Source organism: Salinimicrobium sp. TIG7-5_MAKvit (assembly GCF_049569215.1).
In the GTDB taxonomy this organism is placed as follows: Bacteria; Bacteroidota; Bacteroidia; order Flavobacteriales; family Flavobacteriaceae; genus Salinimicrobium; species Salinimicrobium profundisediminis.
Genome location: NZ_CP145903.1, coordinates 1,495,870 through 1,516,225 on the forward strand (window position 1 = coordinate 1,495,870; position 20,356 = coordinate 1,516,225).

At 39.9% G+C, this 20,356-nt stretch carries 20 protein-coding genes; 15 read left to right on the forward strand and 5 right to left on the reverse strand.

What is annotated here, in order from left to right; genetic code table 11:
• Positions 1 to 152: 152 nt before the first annotated feature.
• The 6 genes from V5739_RS06830 (at position 153) to V5739_RS06855 (ending at position 6,278) form a co-directional block, all read left to right on the forward strand.
• Positions 153 to 524 carry an ArsR/SmtB family transcription factor gene (locus tag V5739_RS06830; protein ID WP_423820145.1) on the forward strand — a complete coding sequence of 124 codons (372 nt, stop codon included), beginning with the start codon at positions 153 to 155 and terminating at the stop codon, positions 522 to 524.
• A gap of 1 nt (position 525) precedes the next feature.
• Positions 526 to 1,134 (forward strand): mercuric transport protein MerTP, encoded by a 609-nt coding sequence (gene merTP, locus V5739_RS06835; RefSeq protein WP_311686756.1) that lies wholly within the window; start codon positions 526 to 528, stop codon positions 1,132 to 1,134.
• A 115-nt stretch (positions 1,135 to 1,249) separates the two neighbouring features.
• Positions 1,250 to 2,596 carry a dihydrolipoyl dehydrogenase family protein gene (locus V5739_RS06840; protein ID WP_423820146.1) on the forward strand — a complete coding sequence of 449 codons (1,347 nt, stop codon included), beginning with the start codon at positions 1,250 to 1,252 and terminating at the stop codon, positions 2,594 to 2,596.
• 21 nt (positions 2,597 to 2,617) lie between these two features.
• Positions 2,618 to 2,842: a GDCCVxC domain-containing (seleno)protein gene (locus V5739_RS06845; RefSeq protein ID WP_423820147.1), complete on the forward strand. Its 225-nt coding sequence runs from the start codon at positions 2,618 to 2,620 to the stop codon at positions 2,840 to 2,842.
• A gap of 119 nt (positions 2,843 to 2,961) precedes the next feature.
• Positions 2,962 to 4,284 carry an APC family permease gene (locus V5739_RS06850; protein WP_423820148.1) on the forward strand — a complete coding sequence of 441 codons (1,323 nt, stop codon included), beginning with the start codon at positions 2,962 to 2,964 and terminating at the stop codon, positions 4,282 to 4,284.
• A 797-nt stretch (positions 4,285 to 5,081) separates the two neighbouring features.
• A complete protein-coding gene (locus V5739_RS06855; RefSeq protein ID WP_423819286.1) occupies positions 5,082 to 6,278 on the forward strand; it encodes an IS256 family transposase in 1,197 nt (398 codons plus the stop codon).
• Between the two features lie 37 nt (positions 6,279 to 6,315).
• On the opposite strand, the gene V5739_RS06860 is transcribed toward V5739_RS06855, so the two are convergent.
• Together V5739_RS06860 and V5739_RS06865 are read right to left on the reverse strand one after the other, a co-directional pair.
• Positions 6,316 to 6,552: a hypothetical protein gene (locus V5739_RS06860; RefSeq protein ID WP_423820149.1), complete on the reverse strand. Its 237-nt coding sequence runs from the start codon at positions 6,550 to 6,552 to the stop codon at positions 6,316 to 6,318.
• 32 nt (positions 6,553 to 6,584) lie between these two features.
• Positions 6,585 to 7,799, reverse strand: coding sequence for a phage integrase SAM-like domain-containing protein (locus V5739_RS06865; protein WP_423820150.1), 1,215 nt, complete (start codon positions 7,797 to 7,799; stop codon positions 6,585 to 6,587).
• A 494-nt stretch (positions 7,800 to 8,293) separates the two neighbouring features.
• Between V5739_RS06865 and V5739_RS06870 the strand changes: the two genes are divergently transcribed.
• From V5739_RS06870 to V5739_RS06885, 4 genes are all read left to right on the forward strand, one after another.
• Positions 8,294 to 8,866, forward strand: coding sequence for a hypothetical protein (locus V5739_RS06870; RefSeq protein WP_423820151.1), 573 nt, complete (start codon positions 8,294 to 8,296; stop codon positions 8,864 to 8,866).
• Between the two features lie 258 nt (positions 8,867 to 9,124).
• Positions 9,125 to 9,712: a HupE/UreJ family protein gene (locus tag V5739_RS06875; RefSeq protein ID WP_423820152.1), complete on the forward strand. Its 588-nt coding sequence runs from the start codon at positions 9,125 to 9,127 to the stop codon at positions 9,710 to 9,712.
• A gap of 107 nt (positions 9,713 to 9,819) precedes the next feature.
• Positions 9,820 to 10,251, forward strand: a complete 432-nt coding sequence (locus tag V5739_RS06880; protein WP_266069691.1) for a deoxycytidylate deaminase — start codon at positions 9,820 to 9,822, stop codon at positions 10,249 to 10,251.
• Positions 10,248 to 11,852 carry a S41 family peptidase gene (locus V5739_RS06885; protein WP_423820153.1) on the forward strand — a complete coding sequence of 535 codons (1,605 nt, stop codon included), beginning with the start codon at positions 10,248 to 10,250 and terminating at the stop codon, positions 11,850 to 11,852. Before V5739_RS06880 ends, V5739_RS06885 begins: the two co-directional genes overlap by 4 nt.
• 5 nt (positions 11,853 to 11,857) lie before the next feature.
• Here V5739_RS06885 and V5739_RS06890 read toward each other — a convergent pair whose 3' ends face one another.
• Genes V5739_RS06890 through V5739_RS06900 form a run of 3 tightly spaced genes read right to left on the reverse strand, consistent with a single transcriptional unit; the run spans position 11,858 to position 13,232 of the window.
• Positions 11,858 to 12,463: an FAD-dependent oxidoreductase gene (locus V5739_RS06890; protein ID WP_423820154.1), complete on the reverse strand. Its 606-nt coding sequence runs from the start codon at positions 12,461 to 12,463 to the stop codon at positions 11,858 to 11,860.
• Positions 12,463 to 12,660 (reverse strand): hypothetical protein, encoded by a 198-nt coding sequence (locus V5739_RS06895; RefSeq protein WP_423820155.1) that lies wholly within the window; start codon positions 12,658 to 12,660, stop codon positions 12,463 to 12,465. Before V5739_RS06895 ends, V5739_RS06890 begins: the two co-directional genes overlap by 1 nt.
• Positions 12,657 to 13,232: a MarC family protein gene (locus tag V5739_RS06900; RefSeq protein WP_423820156.1), complete on the reverse strand. Its 576-nt coding sequence runs from the start codon at positions 13,230 to 13,232 to the stop codon at positions 12,657 to 12,659. Before V5739_RS06900 ends, V5739_RS06895 begins: the two co-directional genes overlap by 4 nt.
• 114 nt (positions 13,233 to 13,346) lie before the next feature.
• Between V5739_RS06900 and V5739_RS06905 the strand changes: the two genes are divergently transcribed.
• The 5 genes from V5739_RS06905 (at position 13,347) to V5739_RS06925 (ending at position 20,169) form a co-directional block, all read left to right on the forward strand.
• Complete coding sequence (locus V5739_RS06905) at positions 13,347 to 13,943, forward strand: DUF3109 family protein (protein WP_423820157.1); 597 nt, start codon at positions 13,347 to 13,349, stop codon at positions 13,941 to 13,943.
• A gap of 293 nt (positions 13,944 to 14,236) precedes the next feature.
• Positions 14,237 to 15,070, forward strand: coding sequence for a DUF4412 domain-containing protein (locus V5739_RS06910; RefSeq protein ID WP_423820158.1), 834 nt, complete (start codon positions 14,237 to 14,239; stop codon positions 15,068 to 15,070).
• 211 nt (positions 15,071 to 15,281) lie between these two features.
• Positions 15,282 to 16,361: a Gfo/Idh/MocA family protein gene (locus V5739_RS06915; RefSeq protein ID WP_423820159.1), complete on the forward strand. Its 1,080-nt coding sequence runs from the start codon at positions 15,282 to 15,284 to the stop codon at positions 16,359 to 16,361.
• A gap of 258 nt (positions 16,362 to 16,619) precedes the next feature.
• Positions 16,620 to 17,597 carry a ribonucleotide-diphosphate reductase subunit beta gene (locus V5739_RS06920; protein WP_423820160.1) on the forward strand — a complete coding sequence of 326 codons (978 nt, stop codon included), beginning with the start codon at positions 16,620 to 16,622 and terminating at the stop codon, positions 17,595 to 17,597.
• Between the two features lie 124 nt (positions 17,598 to 17,721).
• A complete protein-coding gene (locus V5739_RS06925) occupies positions 17,722 to 20,169 on the forward strand; it encodes a ribonucleoside-diphosphate reductase subunit alpha (protein ID WP_423820161.1) in 2,448 nt (815 codons plus the stop codon).
• Positions 20,170 to 20,356 lie beyond the last annotated feature (187 nt).

Below are 20,356 nucleotides of genomic sequence, written 5' to 3' on the forward strand. Positions count from 1 at the left end.
AGGGAAGACTTAGGAGTAGTTTTACCCGAAACAGTTGTCCCGGAAAAAAAATCAGTGGACCGGAGGTAAATGAACTGAGTCCTTTTTCGTTTTATTTAATAAGTTGCTTAAATAATAAAAAATATATAACTTAGCAGCCTTAAAAATAATTTATGAAACTCGAAATCACCTGTACACGTGCTGAAGCTAACCAAAAGCAGCTTTTAAATTGTCAGGCAACAATTGAAAATTTGGACAATGGTTTCCGGCAAATGACAAAACTCCTCTCTATTGCGGGTAATGATGTGCGTTTAAAGATTCTCTTCCTTTTAGATTTGGAGAATGAATTATGCCCCTGTGATATAGCAGACATTTTGGAAATGAGTGTACCTGCTATTTCACAACATCTTCGGAAAATGAAGGATGCCGGCTTGATTGCCTCCAGAAGGGAGGGACAAACTTTGTATTATTCGCTGGTGAAATCTGAAACCCAAATTTTGAATAATATCTTCACTTCAATTAAATCATTAAAGAGATCTGCTTAAAATGGATACATCCCAAAATAAATCCAATAAAGCCGCTTTAGGCGGGTTAGTAGCAGCTATAGCGGCATCTTTATGTTGTATTGCCCCGGTTCTTGCCCTCGTAGCAGGTACAAGTGGCATGGCGACTACCTTCTCGTGGATGGAACCTTTCCGACCTTATTTAATTGCTCTCACGGTTTTAATCCTGGGCCTGGCCTGGTATCAAAAGTTGAGATCCCGAAAAGAAGCTGAAAGCGATTGCGGATGTGCAGAAGATGAAAAACAATCTTTTTTGCAGACAAAGAAGTTTTTACTGGTTGTAACCTTATTTGCAGGGCTTATGCTGGCTTTTCCAAATTACTCCGAGGTGTTTTACAGCCAGCCCAACAAGGAAATAGTCTATGTCTCACAATCAAATATTGTCAAGGAAATTTTTGATGTACAAGGAATGACCTGCGCAGGATGTGAAGCACCTGTGGAAAATGAAGTCAACAAACTTGGGGGTATTTTATCAGTCAAGGCAAGCTATGAAAATGCCAATACGGTAGTTGAATATGACAAAACAAAAGTAGATAAGGCTGCAATTATTAAAGCCATAAGCAGGACCGGTTATAAGGTAGTAGATAAGTAACCTAAAAAAAGGGCAAGATGAAGCCAGCATGATGCTGGACGCAAAAATGGCAATATTCAGGGAAAGATTAAAAACCTGTGCTGAATTCCCTTGGTTTGTGCCAAAATATAAACACATGAAAAAGTATGATGTTTTTGTAATAGGTTCCGGAATGGCAGGAATGAATGTGGCCAATAAATGTGCTTCTAAAGGACTTAGGGTAGGAATAACAGATGAATTGCCCTATGGTGGTACCTGTGCCCTTCGTGGCTGTGACCCAAAAAAGATCATGCTCGGCCCTACTGAAGCAAAACATCTGGCTGATAATTTATACGAGAAGCAAATTTCTGAAGTACCAGCTATTTACTGGCAGGAAGCAATGAAATTCAAACAGGATTTTGTGGATGCTATGCCGCCTAAAATTGAAAAAGCTTACGAAAAAAACAAAATTAATACATTTCATGACTCAGCTAAATTTATTTCTGAAACTAAATTGAAGGTAGGAAATGAAACTATAGAAGCCGGAAAGATTATAATAGCCACGGGTGCAAAACCGAGAAAGTTGGATATCCAGGGTGAGGAGTATGTTATTAGCAGTACAGATTTTCTTAATTTCAAATCCCTCCCATCCTCTTTGCTGTTTATTGGCGGTGGGTACATCGCTTTTGAGTTTGCACATATGGCTGCCCGTTTTGGCTGTAAAGTGACCATAATTCACAGAGGGAAAAGGCCACTGGAGAATTTTGATCCTTTTATAGTAGATCAATTAACGGAAGCTACCAAAAAGTTAGGCATACAATTAATTCTGAACACCAACGTTACAGCGATTGAAGAGGCTAATGGAGCTTTTCGCGTAACCGGAAAAGGTGAAAGCGGGGAAAAGAAATGGGAGGCTGCGCAGGTGATTAATTCGGCGGGAAGGCTTCCTGCCATTTTTGATTTGAACCTGCAAAAAGCAAATATCGCCTTTAGTAAAAAAGGAGTTGAAGTGAATGAATATTTGCAAAGTACCACCAATTCAAATGTCTATGCTGCCGGGGATGCAGCAGATACAGATGGTATTCCCCTTACACCTGTTGCAGTTATGGAAGGACATATTGTAGCATCCAATATAATAAAAGGCAACACTAAAAAACCAGATTACACCGCCATTCCCACCGTGGTTTTTACGCTGCCCACAATGGCTTCGGTAGGATTATCTGAAGAAGAAGCCACTAGAAAAGGTCTAAACTTTAAGGTGAACAAGGATCGTGTTTCCCACTGGTTTACCGCGAAAAGGATCAACGAGAAAACCTATGCCTATAAAACAATCGTTGAGAAAGAAACCGGAAAAATTTTGGGAGCACATCTCATTGGCCCTCACGCCGAGGAAGTCATAAATTTATTTGCCCTGGCTATAAAAGCCGGATTTACTTCCAAAGATTTAAAAACCATGATCCTCACCTACCCTTCATCAAGTTCAGATGTTGTATATATGGTATGATTAACTAAAAACAACAAAAAAATGAATTCTTTTATCACCCAATCAACAATCACTTGCCCTAATTGCGGCCACTCCAAGCAAGAAGAAATGCCAACAGATGCCTGCCAGTTTTTTTACGAATGCGGGCAATGTAAAGAGGTTTTAAAACCCAAAGAGGGAGACTGCTGTGTATACTGTTCTTATGGCAGCGTACCGTGTCCTTCTATCCAACAAAATAATACTTGCGGGTCTTCTAATTATTGCTAATAAGTTACAATAAAAAAGATGGCTCATGGATATAAGAATAGGTAAAAGCGCTTAAAAAATACCTATAGGTCAAAATCAAGAGATTTTATTGAAGTGATGTTCTATTTAAAAATGGTTTTATGAGCGACTATAAAAAAGGAAGTTTATCTCTTGCCAATGCAGTGGCAATGGGTACTGGAGTAATGATAGGAGCCGGAATTTTCGCACTTCTTGGACAGGTGGCAGAATTATCAGGAGAATATTTCGCCCTATCTTTTATAGTCGGAGGTATAATTTCAGGATTCAGTGCTTATTCCTATATAAAAATGGCCGATGCCTATCCTTCTGCCGGAGGTATTGCTATGTTTCTTCAGAAGGCCTATGGTAAAGGAACTATAACAGCATTCGCTGCATTATTAATGGCTTTTTCCATGATTCTGAATGAAAGTCTCGTTGCCCGAACCTTCGGCACCTACACTATGCAACTATTCAATGGGAATGAAAATAGTTTCTGGGTTCCGGTTCTTGCTGTGGCATTATTGGTTACCGCTTTTGTTGTCAATATTTTAGGAAATGAGGTTATTGGCAAAACCGCTATGACCACAGCTGCAATAAAGATTGGTGGCATTCTAATATTCGCAGTGGGAACCTTATGGGCAGCAGAATTTAGTATTGGCTCGGCATTACCCTCAGGTGGCCCTGAAAATAAAGTTATAGACTATATTGCCTCACTTGCTCTTACCATACTAGCATATAAAGGATTTACCACAATAACCAACAGCGGGGGAGAAGTAAAAAATCCTCACAAAAATGTGGGACGTGCAATTGTTTTATCATTAATAATTTGTGCAGTAGTGTATTTTATGACCGCCTGGGCGGTAGGAGCAAATCTTAGCATCCCTGAGATTGTTCAGGCAAAGGACTATGCGTTGGCAGAGGCTGCGCGTCCTCTATTCGGGAACTACGGTCTTTGGTTTACAGTGGGGATCGCCATAGTTGCAACCATTACCGGAGTTATCTTTAGTATATTTGCTGTCTCCCGGATGACCGCAATGCTTACGAACATGAAATTGATTCCGCATTCACACTTAGGAATGCCTGGAAACATTCAGCAACACATGTTGGTCTATATAGTGGTACTTTCGATTGCCCTTACTGTTCTTTTTGACCTTTCGGGCATTGCTGCAATGGGGGCAATTTTTTATCTCATCATGGATATCATTATTCATGTGGGGGTGCTGAAACATATGAAGGAAAAGGTAAAGGCGAATTCTGCTATCGTCGTCACAGCGATTGTAATGGATGTTGTTGTTCTGGCAGGTTTTATCTGGGTAAAGGTTCAAACTAATCTTACTGTGATTATTGTTTCTACAGCTTTAATAGCAGTAACCTTTTTTGGAGAAAAAATATTTCTGCAGAAGATTAAAAAAGAAGGTGACGATGAGGAAAATTCTCTAAAGTAATCCTTCTAGAAAAACATAATGTTATTTTTATTTAACATATTTATATTGTAAATGATGATTTTTTTAACTTGAACTATTGCTTGTTAAAAACGGACATTTACAGAATTCCTTTGAAAACGGTAAAGAATTCAAGATAAATTCAGAAGAAAAGAAGAAATGCCCGATTTTATGCTTTGGGAGGTTGAAAAAAAGAACTTAAACTGACCGAAGAAAACGAAGGTTAGTAATACGTGGTAGTAGTTTGAGGTTAGGAAAATTCTAAAGAAAAAGATTTAAACTCCAGGGTATCAATATACACCAGAACATTGCAGAAAGAGTGGCTGCCCTGAAAAGGTAGTTCTTCATCGTGGCTTTGTGAATTCTCCTGATCAACGTAATGGTCGTTGATGAACTTCAATAAAGAAATTCCGGTATCTTCGGCTTGTTCGTTATAGTGTTCAACTAGATTGGGTATTTTCGGCAGGTCGCAACATCAATCCATCGTAGGTCCCAAAGACTGGAACAAGAAAATTGAGGATAAAAAGGTGAGTGCTAAGTTTTCATTTAAGTACAATTACAATAAAAAAAGCTTGCAATTGGGTTGCAAAAACAGACCTTCAAACATCAAGGGAATTAAAGTTGAAAGGTCAAATCCTGGATATAATATTTCTAGACTTGGGTTAGGCTGAAACAGAAAAACATTTTTCGATTTTTGGCACTATATTAAAAACTGTGTAAGTATTGAATAACGGGGTTTGTTAGCCCCGTTATTTTTTTAACCTTGCCTGCAAAATCCAGGCACTAATATTTACACATTGATGAAAAAAGAAGATCTATTCGATGATGAGTTTTTAAAACAGTTTAAATCCGGAGAAGAACTTAGCAGCTTTCTCAAGCAACTTCAAAAACGAGGATTAGAGAAAATGCTTGAAGGTGAACTTGATGGCCATCTGGATTACGACAAGAATCAAAAGTCTGGATCTGGAAATACCAGGAACGGTTATTCTCAGAAAAAGGTTCGCAGCTCTTACGGTGAAGACACTATAAAGGTTCCCCGCGACCGTGATGGCTCTTTTAATCCCATGATCGTTCCCAAACGAAAAAACATGGTGGACGGGATTGAAAATGTTATTGTATCACTATATGCAAAGGGAATGAGCAATAGCGATATTGAGGAGCAAATCTCTGAGGTGTATGGTTTTGATGTCTCTACTTCTACTATATCCAGAATTACAGACAGAATCAGCAATGATATCGTAGCCTGGCAAAATCGTCCTTTAGAGCCTGTGTATCTGATCGTTTGGATGGACGGAATCGTATTCAAGGTTCGAGAGAACTCTAAGGTAGTCAACAAAACCATTTACATAGCTGTAGGCCTTAGAAGAGATGGCAAAAAAGAAGTTCTTGGCCTTTGGTTAGGAAAGAATGAATCTGCCGCCTTCTGGATGAGCGTATTGACCGATATGAAAGCCCGGGGAGTTGAGGACATTTTAATCACTGCCACTGATAATCTCAATGGATTTACGGATACCATTAAGAATGTTTTTCCACAGTCTAAAACTCAAATCTGTGTGGTTCACCAGATCAGAAACGCCTGTAGGTATGTAGTTTGGAAAGATAAAAAAGCCTTTACCAAGGATATGAAGTTGATATACGATGCACCTACCAAACAAGCCGCAGAAGCTGCCTTGGAAGATTTTGCCACCCAATGGAACTCTAAGTATTCTTATGCGATAAAAAGCTGGAGGGACAACTGGGAAGACCTTACCGTCTTTTATGAGTTCCCGCTGGAGATCAGGCGAATCATTTACACCACCAATCTTATTGAGAACCTGAATGGTAAGATCAGAAAGTACACTAAAAACAAATTATCCTTCCCAACTGATGATGCTGTAATGAAATCTGTATATTTGGCTCTGAGGGAAGCAACCAAAAAATGGTCAGCGCCTATTAGAAACTGGGGAATCGTCCTCAATCAGTTCTTGACTATATACGAAGAAAGGGTTCAACTTTAGATAAAAGTTAAACCCCTTTATTTAGAACTTACACACTTTACGGGATAGTGTCCGATTTTTCTAAAATATAGGTTCTTCTGTATGGCATCCACATAAAATATACTACAGCAATTACAACCCCTGTTCCACTAACGATAAAGGTAGTTTCAGGACTGGCATAAATCCAGATCAGATCCGCCAATGTACTTGCCAACATTGTGGTAATTCTTTTTAATCCTTCATAAGTATCAATAGCAGTAGCAGTGTCCTTTTTATCACAAAATTGCTTATCCACGCGTTCAAAATGCCTTTGATGTGAATATTTATTTAGAAATTAATCACACTATCCAATGCCTCATCGGTATCTTTATGCATAAAGTTAGATTGGTAATTTATTGTGGTAGTAATTGATGAATGCCTATATAGTTTTTGAAGCATATTAATCGGGATTTTATCCTCTGATATATTTCCAAAGGTATGTCGTGCTATGTGCATTGTGACTTTTTTTGATATTTCGGCCTGTTCTGCAACGGATATCAAATATTTGTTGAATTTTTTGTTGGCTGTTTTTGTTTTAGCATAGACATCTTTGGCATCTTTTAAATTTGCCTTTTTCATTTCAGGAAATATAAAATCATCATCATTTTGTTTATTGTCCTGATAGTATTCCAAAATCGGAAATATTTTACCGGGGATTTTAAGGGATAACAATTTTAAATTCTTATTCATACGATAATGGAGCCTTTCATCATAAATATCGCTCCAGCGAATTTTTAATACGTCAGCTACTCGAATTCCAGCAAAATAAAAACTAAAAAGCCAAACATTTCGAGCGTGAGTTTCGTTTTCGTTCAGATTTTCAACGGATTCAAGTTTTATAACCTCATTTTTGGTAAGACCTATTTTTTCGGTTTCAGGGAATTTAATTCGTATTTTATCTGAACCGAAGGGATAGAGTTTTCTATCTACTATATCCAATTTAATAGCTCTATTATAGATAGTCCTAATCACTATAAGATTATTTACTATTGACCTTTCTGATAGGCTGTGTTTTTTACGTAAGTAGATTTTAAATTTCCTTAAAAATTGTTCATCTATTTCCTGAAAGGTAAGCTGCTTTGATTTGGAAAAGTTCAATACGTGGTTAACACGAGCCTTATCGGTAGAGAGTCTTGACAATTTCTTATTTGCTTCTAGTTCATCAAGAAAATCTTTTGCAACCTCAAAGAAAGTAATAGATTCAGAAGAGGCGTACAGTTTCTGTTTTATTTGATTAGCGGATATATCCTTTTTCCCCGATTGCAAATCAATCAGCATCTTATTCGCTTCAGAGAGTTTAGTGGTTAGTAGGCCATTGAGACTATCAGCATTCAGATGTGATTTCCTGACTCGGATATTTTTCTCATCCCAATCTTTTAAATCTATATAATGACCTATATAATGATAGTTTGAACGGCGATTCTTTGTGATACGAATCGCCAGTGGACACAACCCTTCTTTATTGGGTTTTTTTCTAAGTACTATTTTTGCATTTGACGTCACATCTTTAATTTTAGAACTATAAAGATAATCATTTTTGGTACAACATAGGTACAACAAATTTTAATTCTGGATCATATTAAATGAAATCAATAAAAATTATGTTTCTGTTAATCAATTGATTATAAGTATAATTAGTTTAATTTATCGTTAAATACGCTGGATTCAAAATCCAGTTTCTTCGGAAGTGTGGGTTCGATTCCCACCCAAGGTACAAAGATGGAAACCCCTGTTAAGCTTTTTAGCTACAGGGGTTTTGTTTTTGAATAATAAAATAGCAACACTTATTGGCAACATGAGAAAATGGTTCAATAGAGAATATTTAATTAAAAACAAGATATACTTTGAAATATTTTCCTATTCTTTTCTAGGTCTTGCCTCACTTTTCCTAGGTGGTGCCTCTATTTATGTCTCCTACCTCAGCTGGCAAACAAGTTAGCGTCAATTGGAGCTATACGAGATAGAAAAAACGTCCAGTGATAAACACAAAGTTGGAAATGGAAAAAAGTGGACCTGTAGTGAATATCTATAATGTTGGTCCACCTGCTTTCAATATTAGAGTACTTCCAGTTTCAGTTATTGTTTTTAAGAATATAAAGTATTCTACTCCCACTGGAGAGGATCCAAGTCTCTTTATTTATTTTAATGATTTTTATAACAACACCAATGCAACCTCTAATATTTCTGGAAAAATTGCCACTGTTGCCGTAAACAAGAAAGCCTGGAAAGCTGTTCAAAAAAAAGATTCTTTACTTTCCAAACAAAGTTCTCATCAGGGGCTTATCTTATCCCATTATCAACTTCTGGATGTGTTATACGAAGATGACCAGAGGAACACTTATCGAAAGTTTTATCAGATTTTGCATGGTTCAGCATTTGAAATATCAATAAAACGATACAATAAACTTTTACATGAAGCTGAAGCCATTAATATGACAAATTCGGAATTTGAAAAAATTGGTATAAAAGAAATTAGAGATATGATACCAATGAAAAATGTAATAGTGCGGGAAAACTTTTATTATCAGAATCAAAAGAACCCAAATCAGGAGGCACTTGATATCCTCTAATAAGCTTTGATTTAGCGGAATCAGATAAACTGGCAAAACCCCAGTTAGGAAAAAAAAGTTGATTAATAAAAAGACTCTAAACCCTTCTTACTAAGCTTTTTTTAGTTTAGTTTTTCTTTATTATCATAATCCGATTCCCACCCAAGGTACAAAAGCTCATCTCAGGATGGGCTTTTTTTATTTCATCTCACTTCTATTAATCCCCTGCCGTTGCCCATTTTGGACAGAAATTGTATTTTCGGCGCTAATCTTTATCCTATGTCTCAATTCTGGTTATATTTTCAGTTAGGCCTGGAACATGTTCTGGACTGGAATGCTTATGATCATATCCTTTTTCTCATTGTTCTGGTCGCCTCCTTCTCATTCCTCACCTGGAAAAAAGTGTTTTGGCTGGTCACCATTTTTACGGTAGGCCACATGCTTTCTCTCTTCCTGGCGGTGTACAAAATTGTTCTTGTGAATACCACCTGGGTAGAATTCCTTATTCCGGTAACTATCCTCGCCACAGCAATTTTTAATATGATCAATGCAAAAAAGAAAGAGAACAAGAACAATGTTGGTGTGCTTTACTTTAGTACGGCTTTCTTCGGAATAATTCACGGCCTTGGATTTTCTTCATATTTTAAAATGATTGCCTCGGGTACAGACAGTGTTTTTCTTCCTTTGCTGGAATTTGCACTGGGCATTGAAGCCGCGCAAATCATTGTAGTATTAGGTGTGCTGCTTTTGAGCTTCCTCTTCCAGAATGTTTTGAATATAACCAGACGCGACTGGATTTTGGTAGTATCGGCAATCGTGATAGGAATAATTTTACCTATACTTAAAGAAAATTACCTGGCACTTTAAAATATAACTTCTCTCTATTAGATTAATTTTGCCATGCAGTAAATTAGTAAAGCCCAAAGTTTTAGCAACTTAAAAAGCTTTCTATATTGCAGGCGTATTTTACTACTATGCAAAAAACAAAGCAGCTTAAGTTTGACAGGGCCTATTTAAGGATCGCCAGGGAATGGGGTAAACTTTCTCACTGCAACCGTAAGCAGGTTGGCGCACTTATTGTGAAAGACAGAATGATAATTTCTGACGGATACAACGGCACCCCTACCGGTTTTGAAAATCCGTGTGAGAATGAAGAAGGATATACCAAATGGTACGTATTGCATGCCGAAGCTAATGCGATTCTCAAAGTTGCCGCCAGCACCCAGTCCTGCAAAGGAGCCACGCTGTATATCACTATGTCTCCCTGCAAAGAATGCAGTAAGCTTATACACCAGTCGGGCATTACCCGTTTGGTTTACAACATAGACTACAAAGACAATTCGGGCCTTGATTTTTTGAAGAAAGCCGGGGTTGAAATAGAACAAATAACAGAACTTGACGGTTGAAAAACAGCAATAAAAAATACCTGCCACTACTACTGGGGTTTGCCTGTGCCCTTGGGGTACTCCTGGGTGCCGCTCTGGATTTTACCAGTTACAACTCGGGGACCTTTCTCAAGACCAACAAGAAAAAAGAGAAGCTGGCGCGGCTTATAGACTACATTGAATACGAGTACGTAGACGATGTAAATATTGACAGTATTGTAGATGTTACGGTAAATGAAATTCTCACAGATTTAGATCCGCATTCGGTTTACATTCCACAAGAGGAATATGTAGACCTAAGCGCAAGTATGAAGGGCGACTTTGTGGGCATTGGCGTGAGTTTCAGAAATATCAATGACACCATTGCAGTTATTCAGACTATTGAAGGAGGGCCAAGTGAAAAAGCTGGTATTAAAGGAGGAGACAGGATTCTTTATGCCAATGGAGAAGCCCTTTTCAATTCAAATATCAACGAAGATTCTATTACGAGTAAGTTAAAAGGAGAAGAAAACACCCGGGTGCTTCTGAAAGTGCACCGGAAAGGAATCCCCGAACTCCTCGAGTTTGATGTAGAACGAGGAAAGGTAGCCCTTAAAAGTGTAGATGCGGCTTATATGTTAACCGACAAGCTGGGCTACATCAAAATAAATCGTTTTGCTGAATCTACCTATGAAGAATTTAAAAACGGACTTCTTAAACTGAAGGAAAAAGGTGCGAGGCAATTTGTGCTTGACCTGCGCGATAACCCAGGAGGATACCTTGCCGAGGCTACAAAAATTGTAGACGAGTTTCTTCCCGAAGATAAACTTGTACTTATCACTAAAAACAAAAAAGGAGCCGTAGAAAAGACCTTTGCCACAAAAGATGGAAATTTTGAAACGGGAGAGCTCTACGTACTCATTAATGAGAACTCGGCATCGGCCAGTGAGATCATTGCCGGCGCCCTTCAGGATAACGACAAGGGCATCATCGTAGGGCGAAGATCATACGGTAAAGGTTTGGTGCAAAGAGAAATGGCTTTAGGCGACGGCAGTGCCGTAAGACTTACCATAGCGCGATACTACACTCCTACGGGAAGGTCTATACAACGCCCCTATTCTCATGGCAGTGAAGAGTACTTTGCCGATTATCTCAACCGTTATAAAAACGGCGAACTGGTAAGTGCAGACAGCATACATGTAGCCGATTCCCTGAGGTATGAAACCCCAGAAGGTAAAGTTGTTTACGGCGGTGGCGGCATTATACCCGACATTTTCATTCCCAAAGACACTAATTTTGAAAAGCAAAGCCTCAACCTCATGCTTAGAAATGGGTATATGGACAGCTTTATTTTTGAAGTTCTTGAGCAGAATCGCAAATACTACAACTCCCTTAGTTTTGAAGATTTTATGCAAAAAGAATTGATCACCAAAACTACCGTTGAAGAATTCAGGGCCTTTATGAGACGGGAGAACTTCGATATGCGCTTTAAGGATTATTTACCCACTCTCAAGCTTTATCTCAAAGCAGCAATGGCCCAACAATTATTTGGCAGCACGGCATTTGAACAAATTCTAAATGAAGAAGATCCTGCAGTAAGAAAGATCATCGAACTCTCCACCAGCCCGAAATTTAAAGATTAAACCGCTTAAATTTTATCGTGCACCTTGGTATGTTCTCCCCCATTCCAAAGTGTGAGCACATCGGTCGCCACTGCAGCACCACTGCCACAGGCAATAGCATATTGGCTTCTGTGACCTGCCAGGCTTCCCGCTACATACAATCCGGGGCGCACCAGGTGATCATCGTTATATAGCTGGATTCTCTCTTTTGAAGTTTTTGCTTTCTTATGGGGTATAATATATTCCTCAAGCCCTTGAATAGTAAAAGGCCGGGCATAACCTGTTGCTATAACCACAACAGTAGAAATATAGGTATTCTTATTCGTGGAGACTTCAAATTTACCTTCCAAAAATGCTATTTTTAGCACCTTTTCTTTCTGAATGATCTCTACCCCGGGATAAAGGTTTTCCAGCTGCTCAATGCCCGAAGTGAGAATATCTTTACCGGCAGTGCCCCGCGGGATTCCCAAAACGTTGTATAATTTCGCACTTGAAAGATGAGAAGCACGTTGATGTGCAATAAGACCTACTTTTTTACCGGCGGCAAAGTCTTTAGACAGACCAGAACCCAGAACAAGGGCACATGACAGGCCTGCAGCCCCACCACCTATAATAAGCGCATCATAATTCATTATTCTCCACTCTTCTTTGCGATAGCACGGGACATGAGAAGAATGATCATAAGAACCACCACAATACTCGAGGCGAGTATGCCAATCAAGGCAGTTTTATTATCTCCAGAAAAGGCATTTTCAAGATCTAAAAAAGTAGCGTTATATGCAATCAGGCCCATGGCCACGACAATTAAAATGTAGATGAGGACTTTCATAGGAAAAGGCTCTTAATATTTGTAGCGAAAAGTTTTACGGCTATTGCCAATAGAATGACCCCAAAGATCTTCCGGATCACGCTTATACCTTGTTTTCCAAGGAAATTTTCAATTTTCCCGGAAGACTTCAGCACAATGTATACAAAAATAGTATTTATAACTATGGCGGCAATAATATTAACAGTAGCGTACTCTGCCCGCAACGATAAAATAGAGGTCATGGTACCGGCACCGGCAATAAGCGGAAATGCAAGAGGCACCACTGCCGAAGTTTCGGGTGCATCATCTTTGTACAACTGGATTCCCAGGATCATTTCGAGGGCCAGGAAAAACAGAATAAGCGCCCCTGCCACTGCAAAGGAATTCACATCTATACCAATGAGGTTCAGGATCTCCTTACCTAGAAAAAGAAAAGCGATCATAAGAACCGCTGCAACTATAGTAGCTTTTTCACTTTGTATATGCCCCGCTTTCTTCCTAAGATCAATTATTATGGGAATACTCCCAATAATATCAATAACAGCAAAGAGGATCATAGTGGCGCTGGCTATTTCCCTGACGTTTAATTCCATATCCCAAAACTAGCTTGCAAAAGTACTTTGAATTGATAGAATACAAATTATACTTAGAAAATTTTAACAGAATTACAGCTGAAGTTAAGTGCCTGAAAAAATTATCTTTGCAGCATGTTTCAGCTTGGAAAAACTATAGTATCTGAAGAAATCCTTAAAAAGGATTTTGTGTGTAACCTTTCAGCCTGTAAAGGAGCCTGTTGTATTGCCGGAGATGCCGGTGCACCCCTTGAAGAGGCCGAAACCCATATTCTCGAAGATATCTACCCGTTGGTAAAGCCTTATCTCCGCAAAGAAGGAATTGAAGCCATCGAAAGACAGGGCACCTCAGTTATTGGTGAAGACGGTGAATATGAGACCCCGTTAATAGATGGTGCCGATTGTGCATATGTCACTTTTGACCGTAAGGGTACTGCCCTCTGCGGAATTGAGGAAGCCTACAACCAGGGAGATATAAAATGGAAAAAACCTGTTTCCTGCCATCTCTACCCGGTACGTACCCAGGATTACTCAGAGTTTTCTGCTGTGAATTATCACCACTGGTACATTTGCGACGATGCATGTACGCTGGGAAAAGAACTTCAGGTGCCTGTATATAAGTTCGTAAAAGAAGCCCTTATTAGAAAATACGGCGAAGACTGGTATGCCGAACTGGAAAAGATTGCCGAAAAACTAAAGCAAGAAGAAGCTGAAGCTTCGTCGGAAAAATAAACCTACTCCTTTTAACAGAGCTGTAAAGTCGATCTATGTGAGCATTGTCTCCCGCCAGTTCTGCTTTTTGCTGTCTTGAACAATCATTTATTACCCGGGTGAAATCTTTCAACCTATCTAAGGGTTTTATTTAATTATCTGAAAATAAATGGGTTGTATTTTGACAGTCCGGGTATTTTAATTATCTTTAAAATTCATTCTGCACTTTTTCTTCCCCTTATGCAGGAGATTCCCCTTTTTAAATATTTGATATGCCTCTTCAAAGAGGCCTTAATTATCTAAATACTGGAACTATGAAAAAGATCTTTTATTTAGTTCTTGCCATTTTCTTTATGGCAGGGACTAGCACCGCAGAAGCTCAATTTTTTAAAAAGCTCAAAGAAAAAGTAGAAAAGAAAGTTGAAGATGCAGCAATCAAGAATGTATCGGACAAAGCCGCAAAAGAAACAGACAAATCCCTGAACAACTTATGGGCAAAAAAACTTGAAAATTTCAGTTTTTCTATGGGAATGGATATGGTTGACCCTTCAGAAATCCCCGCAGGCTATGATTTTGACTGGGAATACACCCTCAAGATGAACACTGCTCAAGACGAAATGGAAATGGTCTATCACATTAAAGAGAACGCACCATATGTGGGAATGAAAATTCCGCAGGCAGAGAATATGTTTACCGTCCTCGATAACAAGAGAAATATGACGGTGCTATACATGAATTCTGAAGGTAATAAAATGGTGATGGCCACCCGTTTCGATATTTCTGAAGAAGATATGGAAACCGACAATTCTTATGAAGAAATGAAATTTGAAGAGATTGGAAAAAAGATCATTTTAGGCTATGAATGCCAGGGATACCGTTCCGAAAATGCCGAAAATGTCTTTACTTTTTATGTGACAGATGAAGCAGGCGTAAGCTTCAGAAACCTTTACCAGGAAAACCAAAAGAATATTCCTGAAGGGCTTAATGCCGATTGGATCAGGGATGGAACAGGATTATTGATGGAAATGCAGATGAAGGACAAGAAAAATGCTGAAAAAAATGTTACGATGACCTGCACAGGGATTGAAAAAAAGCCATTTTCAGTCGACACTTCAGAATATCAAAGTATGAATATGGGCCAAAGATAAGGTCGCAGACATAGTATTTTCACAGCTTTTAGAGCAACCCTGACTCCAGAATTTTTGCTTTCTTCAAAATTTTGGCTCAGGGTTCTTTTTTAAACCAAACAATCCCGAAATGGCCTTCCCGGCTGCAACGCAAACATTTAGCGCAATTTTTTAAACAGAAGAAGCAGTTGAGTTTTCTGAAGATTTTTTATCTTCAGAAAAATTACACCGCATGGAACACAGACGAACTTTCATTAAAAAGTCGGGGCTTTTTTTGGCAGCAGGCTTTCTACCATTTCCAAACTTTTTAGGGTTTTCAAAAAAGGATAAACTGGGAGTTGCCCTCGTAGGTCTAGGCGGCTACAGCACCCATCAACTGGCTCCTGCCCTGCAGGAAACCGAATACTGCGAGCTTCGCGGAATAGTGACCGGCAGCCCCGAGAAAATCCCTCAATGGCAGGAAAAATACGGCATCCCTGATGCCAATGTGTACAATTACGAGAACATGCACCAAATTGCCAATAACGATGATATTGATGTGATTTACATTGTGCTGCCTAATTCCATGCACGCCGAATATACCATAAAAGCAGCCAATGCCGGAAAGCACGTTTGGTGTGAAAAACCTATGGCAATGAATGCTGAAGAATGCCGCCAAATGATAGAAGCCTGCGAAAAAAACAGAGTCAAACTGGCAATAGGATATCGTCTTCAACATGAAAAGAATAACCGCATCATGATGAAGTGGGCCGAAACAACCCCTTACGGGCCAATACAGGAGGTGAAAGCCGCCGCCGGTTTTTACAGTAACAATCCCGGCTGGCGTGCAGTAGAAAAAATGGGTGGTGGTGCCATGTACGATATGGGCGTGTACCCGCTTAACACTTCCCGATATACTGTAGGCCGCGAACCCATTGCTGTTTCGGCAAAATCTTCAACCAGCCGGCCAGATGTTTTTGGGGAAGTAGATGAAACTATGGAGTTCACACTTGAATTTCCCGATGGAATTATTGCCAATTGCCGCACCAGCTTTGGCGAAGGCATGAACAACCTCGAAGTGACCTGCAGTGACGGCTCATATTATCTCCAGCCTTTCCAAACCTACAGCGGAGTAAAGGGAGGGACCAGCGACGGTAAAATTCTTGAACCTTTCGGAAAAAACCAGCAAGCCGTACAAATGGATGACGACGCCCTGTCAATTCTCAACAATAAGCCTATGATGGTTCCGGGAGAAGAAGGTTTTAAAGATATTATTGTACTCGAAAAGATCTATGAATCTGCTGCAAAAAATGGGCAAAAGCTGAAAATATAGACTTCTAAAAATGCCATTTTTGACACCTGTTTCTGAAAAACTTCAGAAGAAAATTCAATGCTTCTTCAGGAAATTTTGCAGTTATAACAAACTAGCTCACAAACACATATACCTAAACCTTTTTCAGGCTTCAGAAACAATTTTATTGTGTTTTGTTGAAAACTTTGTTGAAAAGCTTTTTTCCCATGTAGGAAAAAACCTTACATAAATTACAATCTTTGAAAGAACCGTTTCCAACCAACTAAAACTCAATATCCTATGACCCAGTTAGAACCCATTTTACAGGAGAACAAGGACAGATTTGTGATTTTCCCCATTAAACATCACGATATCTGGGATTGGTACAAGAAAATGGAAGCAAGTTTCTGGACAGCAGAAGAGATTGACCTGCACCAGGATTTGAGTGACTGGAACAATAAATTAAATGCAGATGAAAGATATTTCATCAAGCACATTCTTGCTTTTTTTGCCGCTTCAGACGGAATTGTGAATGAAAATTTAGCCGAAAACTTCGTAAACGAAGTGCAATATTCTGAAGCTAAATTCTTTTACGGATTCCAGATCATGATGGAGAACATCCATTCTGAAACCTACTCCCTGCTCATCGACACCTATGTTAAGGATGAAAAGGAAAAGAACAAACTTTTTAAAGCTATTGAAGTATTCCCCGCAATTCAGAAGAAAGCGCAGTGGGCCCTAAAATGGATAGAATCCGATTCTTTTGCTGAAAGGCTCATCGCTTTTGCAGCTGTAGAAGGAATTTTCTTTTCAGGCGCCTTCTGTTCCATCTTCTGGCTGAAGAAGCGCGGACTCATGCCCGGCCTTACCTTCTCCAATGAACTTATCTCCAGAGATGAAGGCGTGCATTGCGACTTTGCCGTTCACCTGCACAATAACCACCTGGTAAACAAGGTACCAAAAGAGCGAATTAGAGAGATTATTGTTGACGCCCTTAACATTGAGCGCGAGTTTATTACCGAATCCCTTCCGGTCAGCCTTATCGGGATGAATTCTAAGCTGATGACCCAATATCTTGAATTTGTTGCCGACCGACTGCTGGTAGAACTAGAATGTGAAAAGGAATATGGCACTGCGAATCCATTCGACTTTATGGATATGATCAACCTGCAGGGGAAAACCAATTTCTTTGAAAAGAGAGTTGGCGAATACCAGAAAGCAGGAGTGATGAACAAAGACAAAGACGCCGATAAGATTAGTTTCGACGCTGATTTTTAGGCCCCCTTGCCCCCGAAGGGGGAACTAATTCTCCTGCTTCACAAATGTGAAGCATACTTCAAAATAACCGCCTACACCTCCTCCCATCTTGTGAGGCTGAGAGAGGCATTTAAAATCTAAACTTATGTTCGTAGAAAAAAGAGGCGGCCGCAGAGAACCTATTATGTTTGACAAGATCACAGCCAGGATTAGAAAACTGTGCTATGGCTTAAATGAACTCGTTGACCCTGTAAAGGTGGCGATGCGGGTGATTGAAGGGCTTTATGACGGAGTTACCACCAGTGAACTTGACAATCTCGCAGCCGAAATTGCCGCTACAATGACCACTTCCCATCCCGATTATGCGAAACTGGCGGCAAGAATTTCAGTCTCTAACCTACACAAGAATACAAAAAAGACATTTTCGGAAGTGATGACCGATCTTTACGAGTACGTAAATCCGCGTACCAATCAAAAGTCGCCACTTATTGCCGATGATGTGTACGAGGTCATTCAGAAGAATAAAGAACTGCTTGATTCCACGATTATTTACAACAGGGATTTTCAGTATGATTACTTCGGATTTAAAACCCTGGAGCGCTCGTATCTTCTGAAGATAAACGGAAAAATTGCCGAAAGGCCTCAGCACATGCTTATGCGTGTTTCCGTAGGAATTCATCCCGATGACATGGAAGCTGCGATCGAGACCTATGAGCTCATGTCGAAGAAATATTTCACGCACGCCACTCCTACTCTTTTCAACGCCGGAACTCCGAAGCCACAGATGTCCTCCTGTTTCCTGCTCACCATGAAAGACGACAGCATTGACGGGATCTACGACACGCTGAAGCAGACTGCGAAGATCTCACAATCGGCCGGCGGAATTGGTCTGTCCATTCACAATGTGAGGGCTACCGGTTCTTATATTTCGGGCACCAATGGTACTTCCAACGGGATCGTGCCCATGCTTCGGGTTTTTAATGACACAGCGAGGTACGTAGATCAGGGTGGCGGAAAACGAAAGGGGTCTTTTGCCATTTATGTAGAACCCTGGCACGCTGATATTTTTGACTTCCTCGACCTGAAAAAGAACCACGGAAAAGAAGAAATGCGTGCCCGCGACCTTTTCTACGCGATGTGGGTGCCCGATCTTTTCATGAAACGCGTGGAAGCCAATGAGAACTGGACGCTGATGTGCCCACACGAATGTCCGGGCCTTTACGATATTCACGGGGAAGAGTTCGAAGAACTTTATTTGAAATACGAAGCCGAAGGCAAGGGCCGAAAAAGCATTAAAGCCCGTGACCTGTGGGAGAAAATTCTCGAATCCCAAATCGAAACCGGAACTCCGTACATGCTGTACAAGGATTCGGCTAACCGGAAATCAAATCAGCAGAATCTGGGAACTATTCGTTCTTCAAACCTTTGTACCGAGATCCTGGAATACACCAGCGAAGATGAAGTAGCCGTTTGTAACCTTGCTTCCATAGCACTGCCCATGTTTATTAAAGGCAATGAATTTGATCATAAGGAACTCTTCAGGATCACTAAGAGAGTTACGAGGAATTTAAATAAAGTGATCGACAGGAATTATTATCCGGTAAAGGAAGCCGAAAATTCTAATTTCAGGCACCGGCCTGTGGGGCTGGGAGTTCAGGGATTGGCAGATACTTTTATAAAACTCAGGCTACCTTTTACCAGCGATGAAGCTAAAAAACTAAATCAGGAGATCTTTGAAACGCTCTATTTTGCTGCCGTGACCGCCTCTATGGAAATGGCTAAGGAAGAAGGCACCTATTCTACTTATGAAGGTTCCCCAATGAGCAAAGGTCAGTTTCAATTCAATCTTTGGGGAATTAATGATGAAGACCTCAGCGGAAGATGGGATTGGGCAAAACTCCGCAAGCAGGTGCTCAAAAATGGCATTCGCAACTCCCTTTTAGTGGCCCCCATGCCAACTGCTTCCACCTCCCAGATCCTTGGAAACAATGAAGCTTTTGAACCATACACTTCCAACATCTACACCCGCCGGGTACTTTCAGGAGAATTTATCGTTGTTAATAAACACCTCCTGGAAGACCTGGTAGCCCGAAACCTTTGGACAGAAGATGTCAAAAATGCCATTTTACGATCCAATGGTTCTGTACAAAATATAGATGTCATTCCTGAAGATCTTAAGGAACTGTATAAGACAGTTTGGGAGCTCAGCATGAAGGATATTATCGATATGTCCCGTCACCGCGGTTATTTTATTGATCAGTCGCAGTCGCTCAACCTCTTCATGGAGAACGCGAACTATTCCAAGCTCACCTCCATGCATTTCTATGCCTGGAAAAGCGGCCTTAAAACAGGAATGTATTACCTGCGCACCAAAAGTGCTGTAGATGCCATTAAATTCACTTTAGCAAAAGAGGAAAAGAAGCAGGAAATTTCTGCGGAAAAAATTTCTGAAATCCAGGTTTCCCCCGATGCCGAACCAGCATCCAAAAATGTCATTTTAGACGATGCTTCCATGTCACCTGAAGAACTTCGGGAGTTAATTAAACAATCTAAAGAAGCTGAAGGTGACGACTGTTTGATGTGCGGGAGTTAGGTTGAGTTTTGAGAAAATGATTAAAAAAGAGTCTAGAAACTAGAATCTAGAGTCTAGACTTTAAAAAAAATTTAGATTATCTAAACGAATCAAGTCTTGGCTCTTGATTCTAGAAGCGAAGCGATCCATGTTCTTTTTCAAAATGATAGTTACTTTCTTGATCATTGTTAATTGTTCATTGTTTATT

Coding starts and splice junctions, on each gene's coding strand:
- V5739_RS06845 (WP_423820147.1), top strand. CDS start 2,618: ATGAATTCTTTTATCACCCAATCAACAATCACTTGCCCTAATTGCGGC.
- V5739_RS06840 (WP_423820146.1), top strand. CDS start 1,250: ATGAAAAAGTATGATGTTTTTGTAATAGGTTCCGGAATGGCAGGAATG.
- V5739_RS06855 (WP_423819286.1), top strand. CDS start 5,082: ATGAAAAAAGAAGATCTATTCGATGATGAGTTTTTAAAACAGTTTAAA.
- V5739_RS06870 (WP_423820151.1), top strand. CDS start 8,294: ATGGAAAAAAGTGGACCTGTAGTGAATATCTATAATGTTGGTCCACCT.
- V5739_RS06895 (WP_423820155.1), bottom strand. CDS start 12,660: ATGAAAGTCCTCATCTACATTTTAATTGTCGTGGCCATGGGCCTGATT.
- V5739_RS06925 (WP_423820161.1), top strand. CDS start 17,722: ATGTTCGTAGAAAAAAGAGGCGGCCGCAGAGAACCTATTATGTTTGAC.
- V5739_RS06910 (WP_423820158.1), top strand. CDS start 14,237: ATGAAAAAGATCTTTTATTTAGTTCTTGCCATTTTCTTTATGGCAGGG.
- V5739_RS06875 (WP_423820152.1), top strand. CDS start 9,125: ATGTCTCAATTCTGGTTATATTTTCAGTTAGGCCTGGAACATGTTCTG.
- V5739_RS06900 (WP_423820156.1), bottom strand. CDS start 13,232: ATGGAATTAAACGTCAGGGAAATAGCCAGCGCCACTATGATCCTCTTT.
- V5739_RS06920 (WP_423820160.1), top strand. CDS start 16,620: ATGACCCAGTTAGAACCCATTTTACAGGAGAACAAGGACAGATTTGTG.
- V5739_RS06905 (WP_423820157.1), top strand. CDS start 13,347: ATGTTTCAGCTTGGAAAAACTATAGTATCTGAAGAAATCCTTAAAAAG.
- V5739_RS06915 (WP_423820159.1), top strand. CDS start 15,282: ATGGAACACAGACGAACTTTCATTAAAAAGTCGGGGCTTTTTTTGGCA.
- V5739_RS06830 (WP_423820145.1), top strand. CDS start 153: ATGAAACTCGAAATCACCTGTACACGTGCTGAAGCTAACCAAAAGCAG.
- V5739_RS06850 (WP_423820148.1), top strand. CDS start 2,962: ATGAGCGACTATAAAAAAGGAAGTTTATCTCTTGCCAATGCAGTGGCA.
- V5739_RS06880 (WP_266069691.1), top strand. CDS start 9,820: ATGCAAAAAACAAAGCAGCTTAAGTTTGACAGGGCCTATTTAAGGATC.
- V5739_RS06890 (WP_423820154.1), bottom strand. CDS start 12,463: ATGAATTATGATGCGCTTATTATAGGTGGTGGGGCTGCAGGCCTGTCA.
- merTP (WP_311686756.1), top strand. CDS start 526: ATGGATACATCCCAAAATAAATCCAATAAAGCCGCTTTAGGCGGGTTA.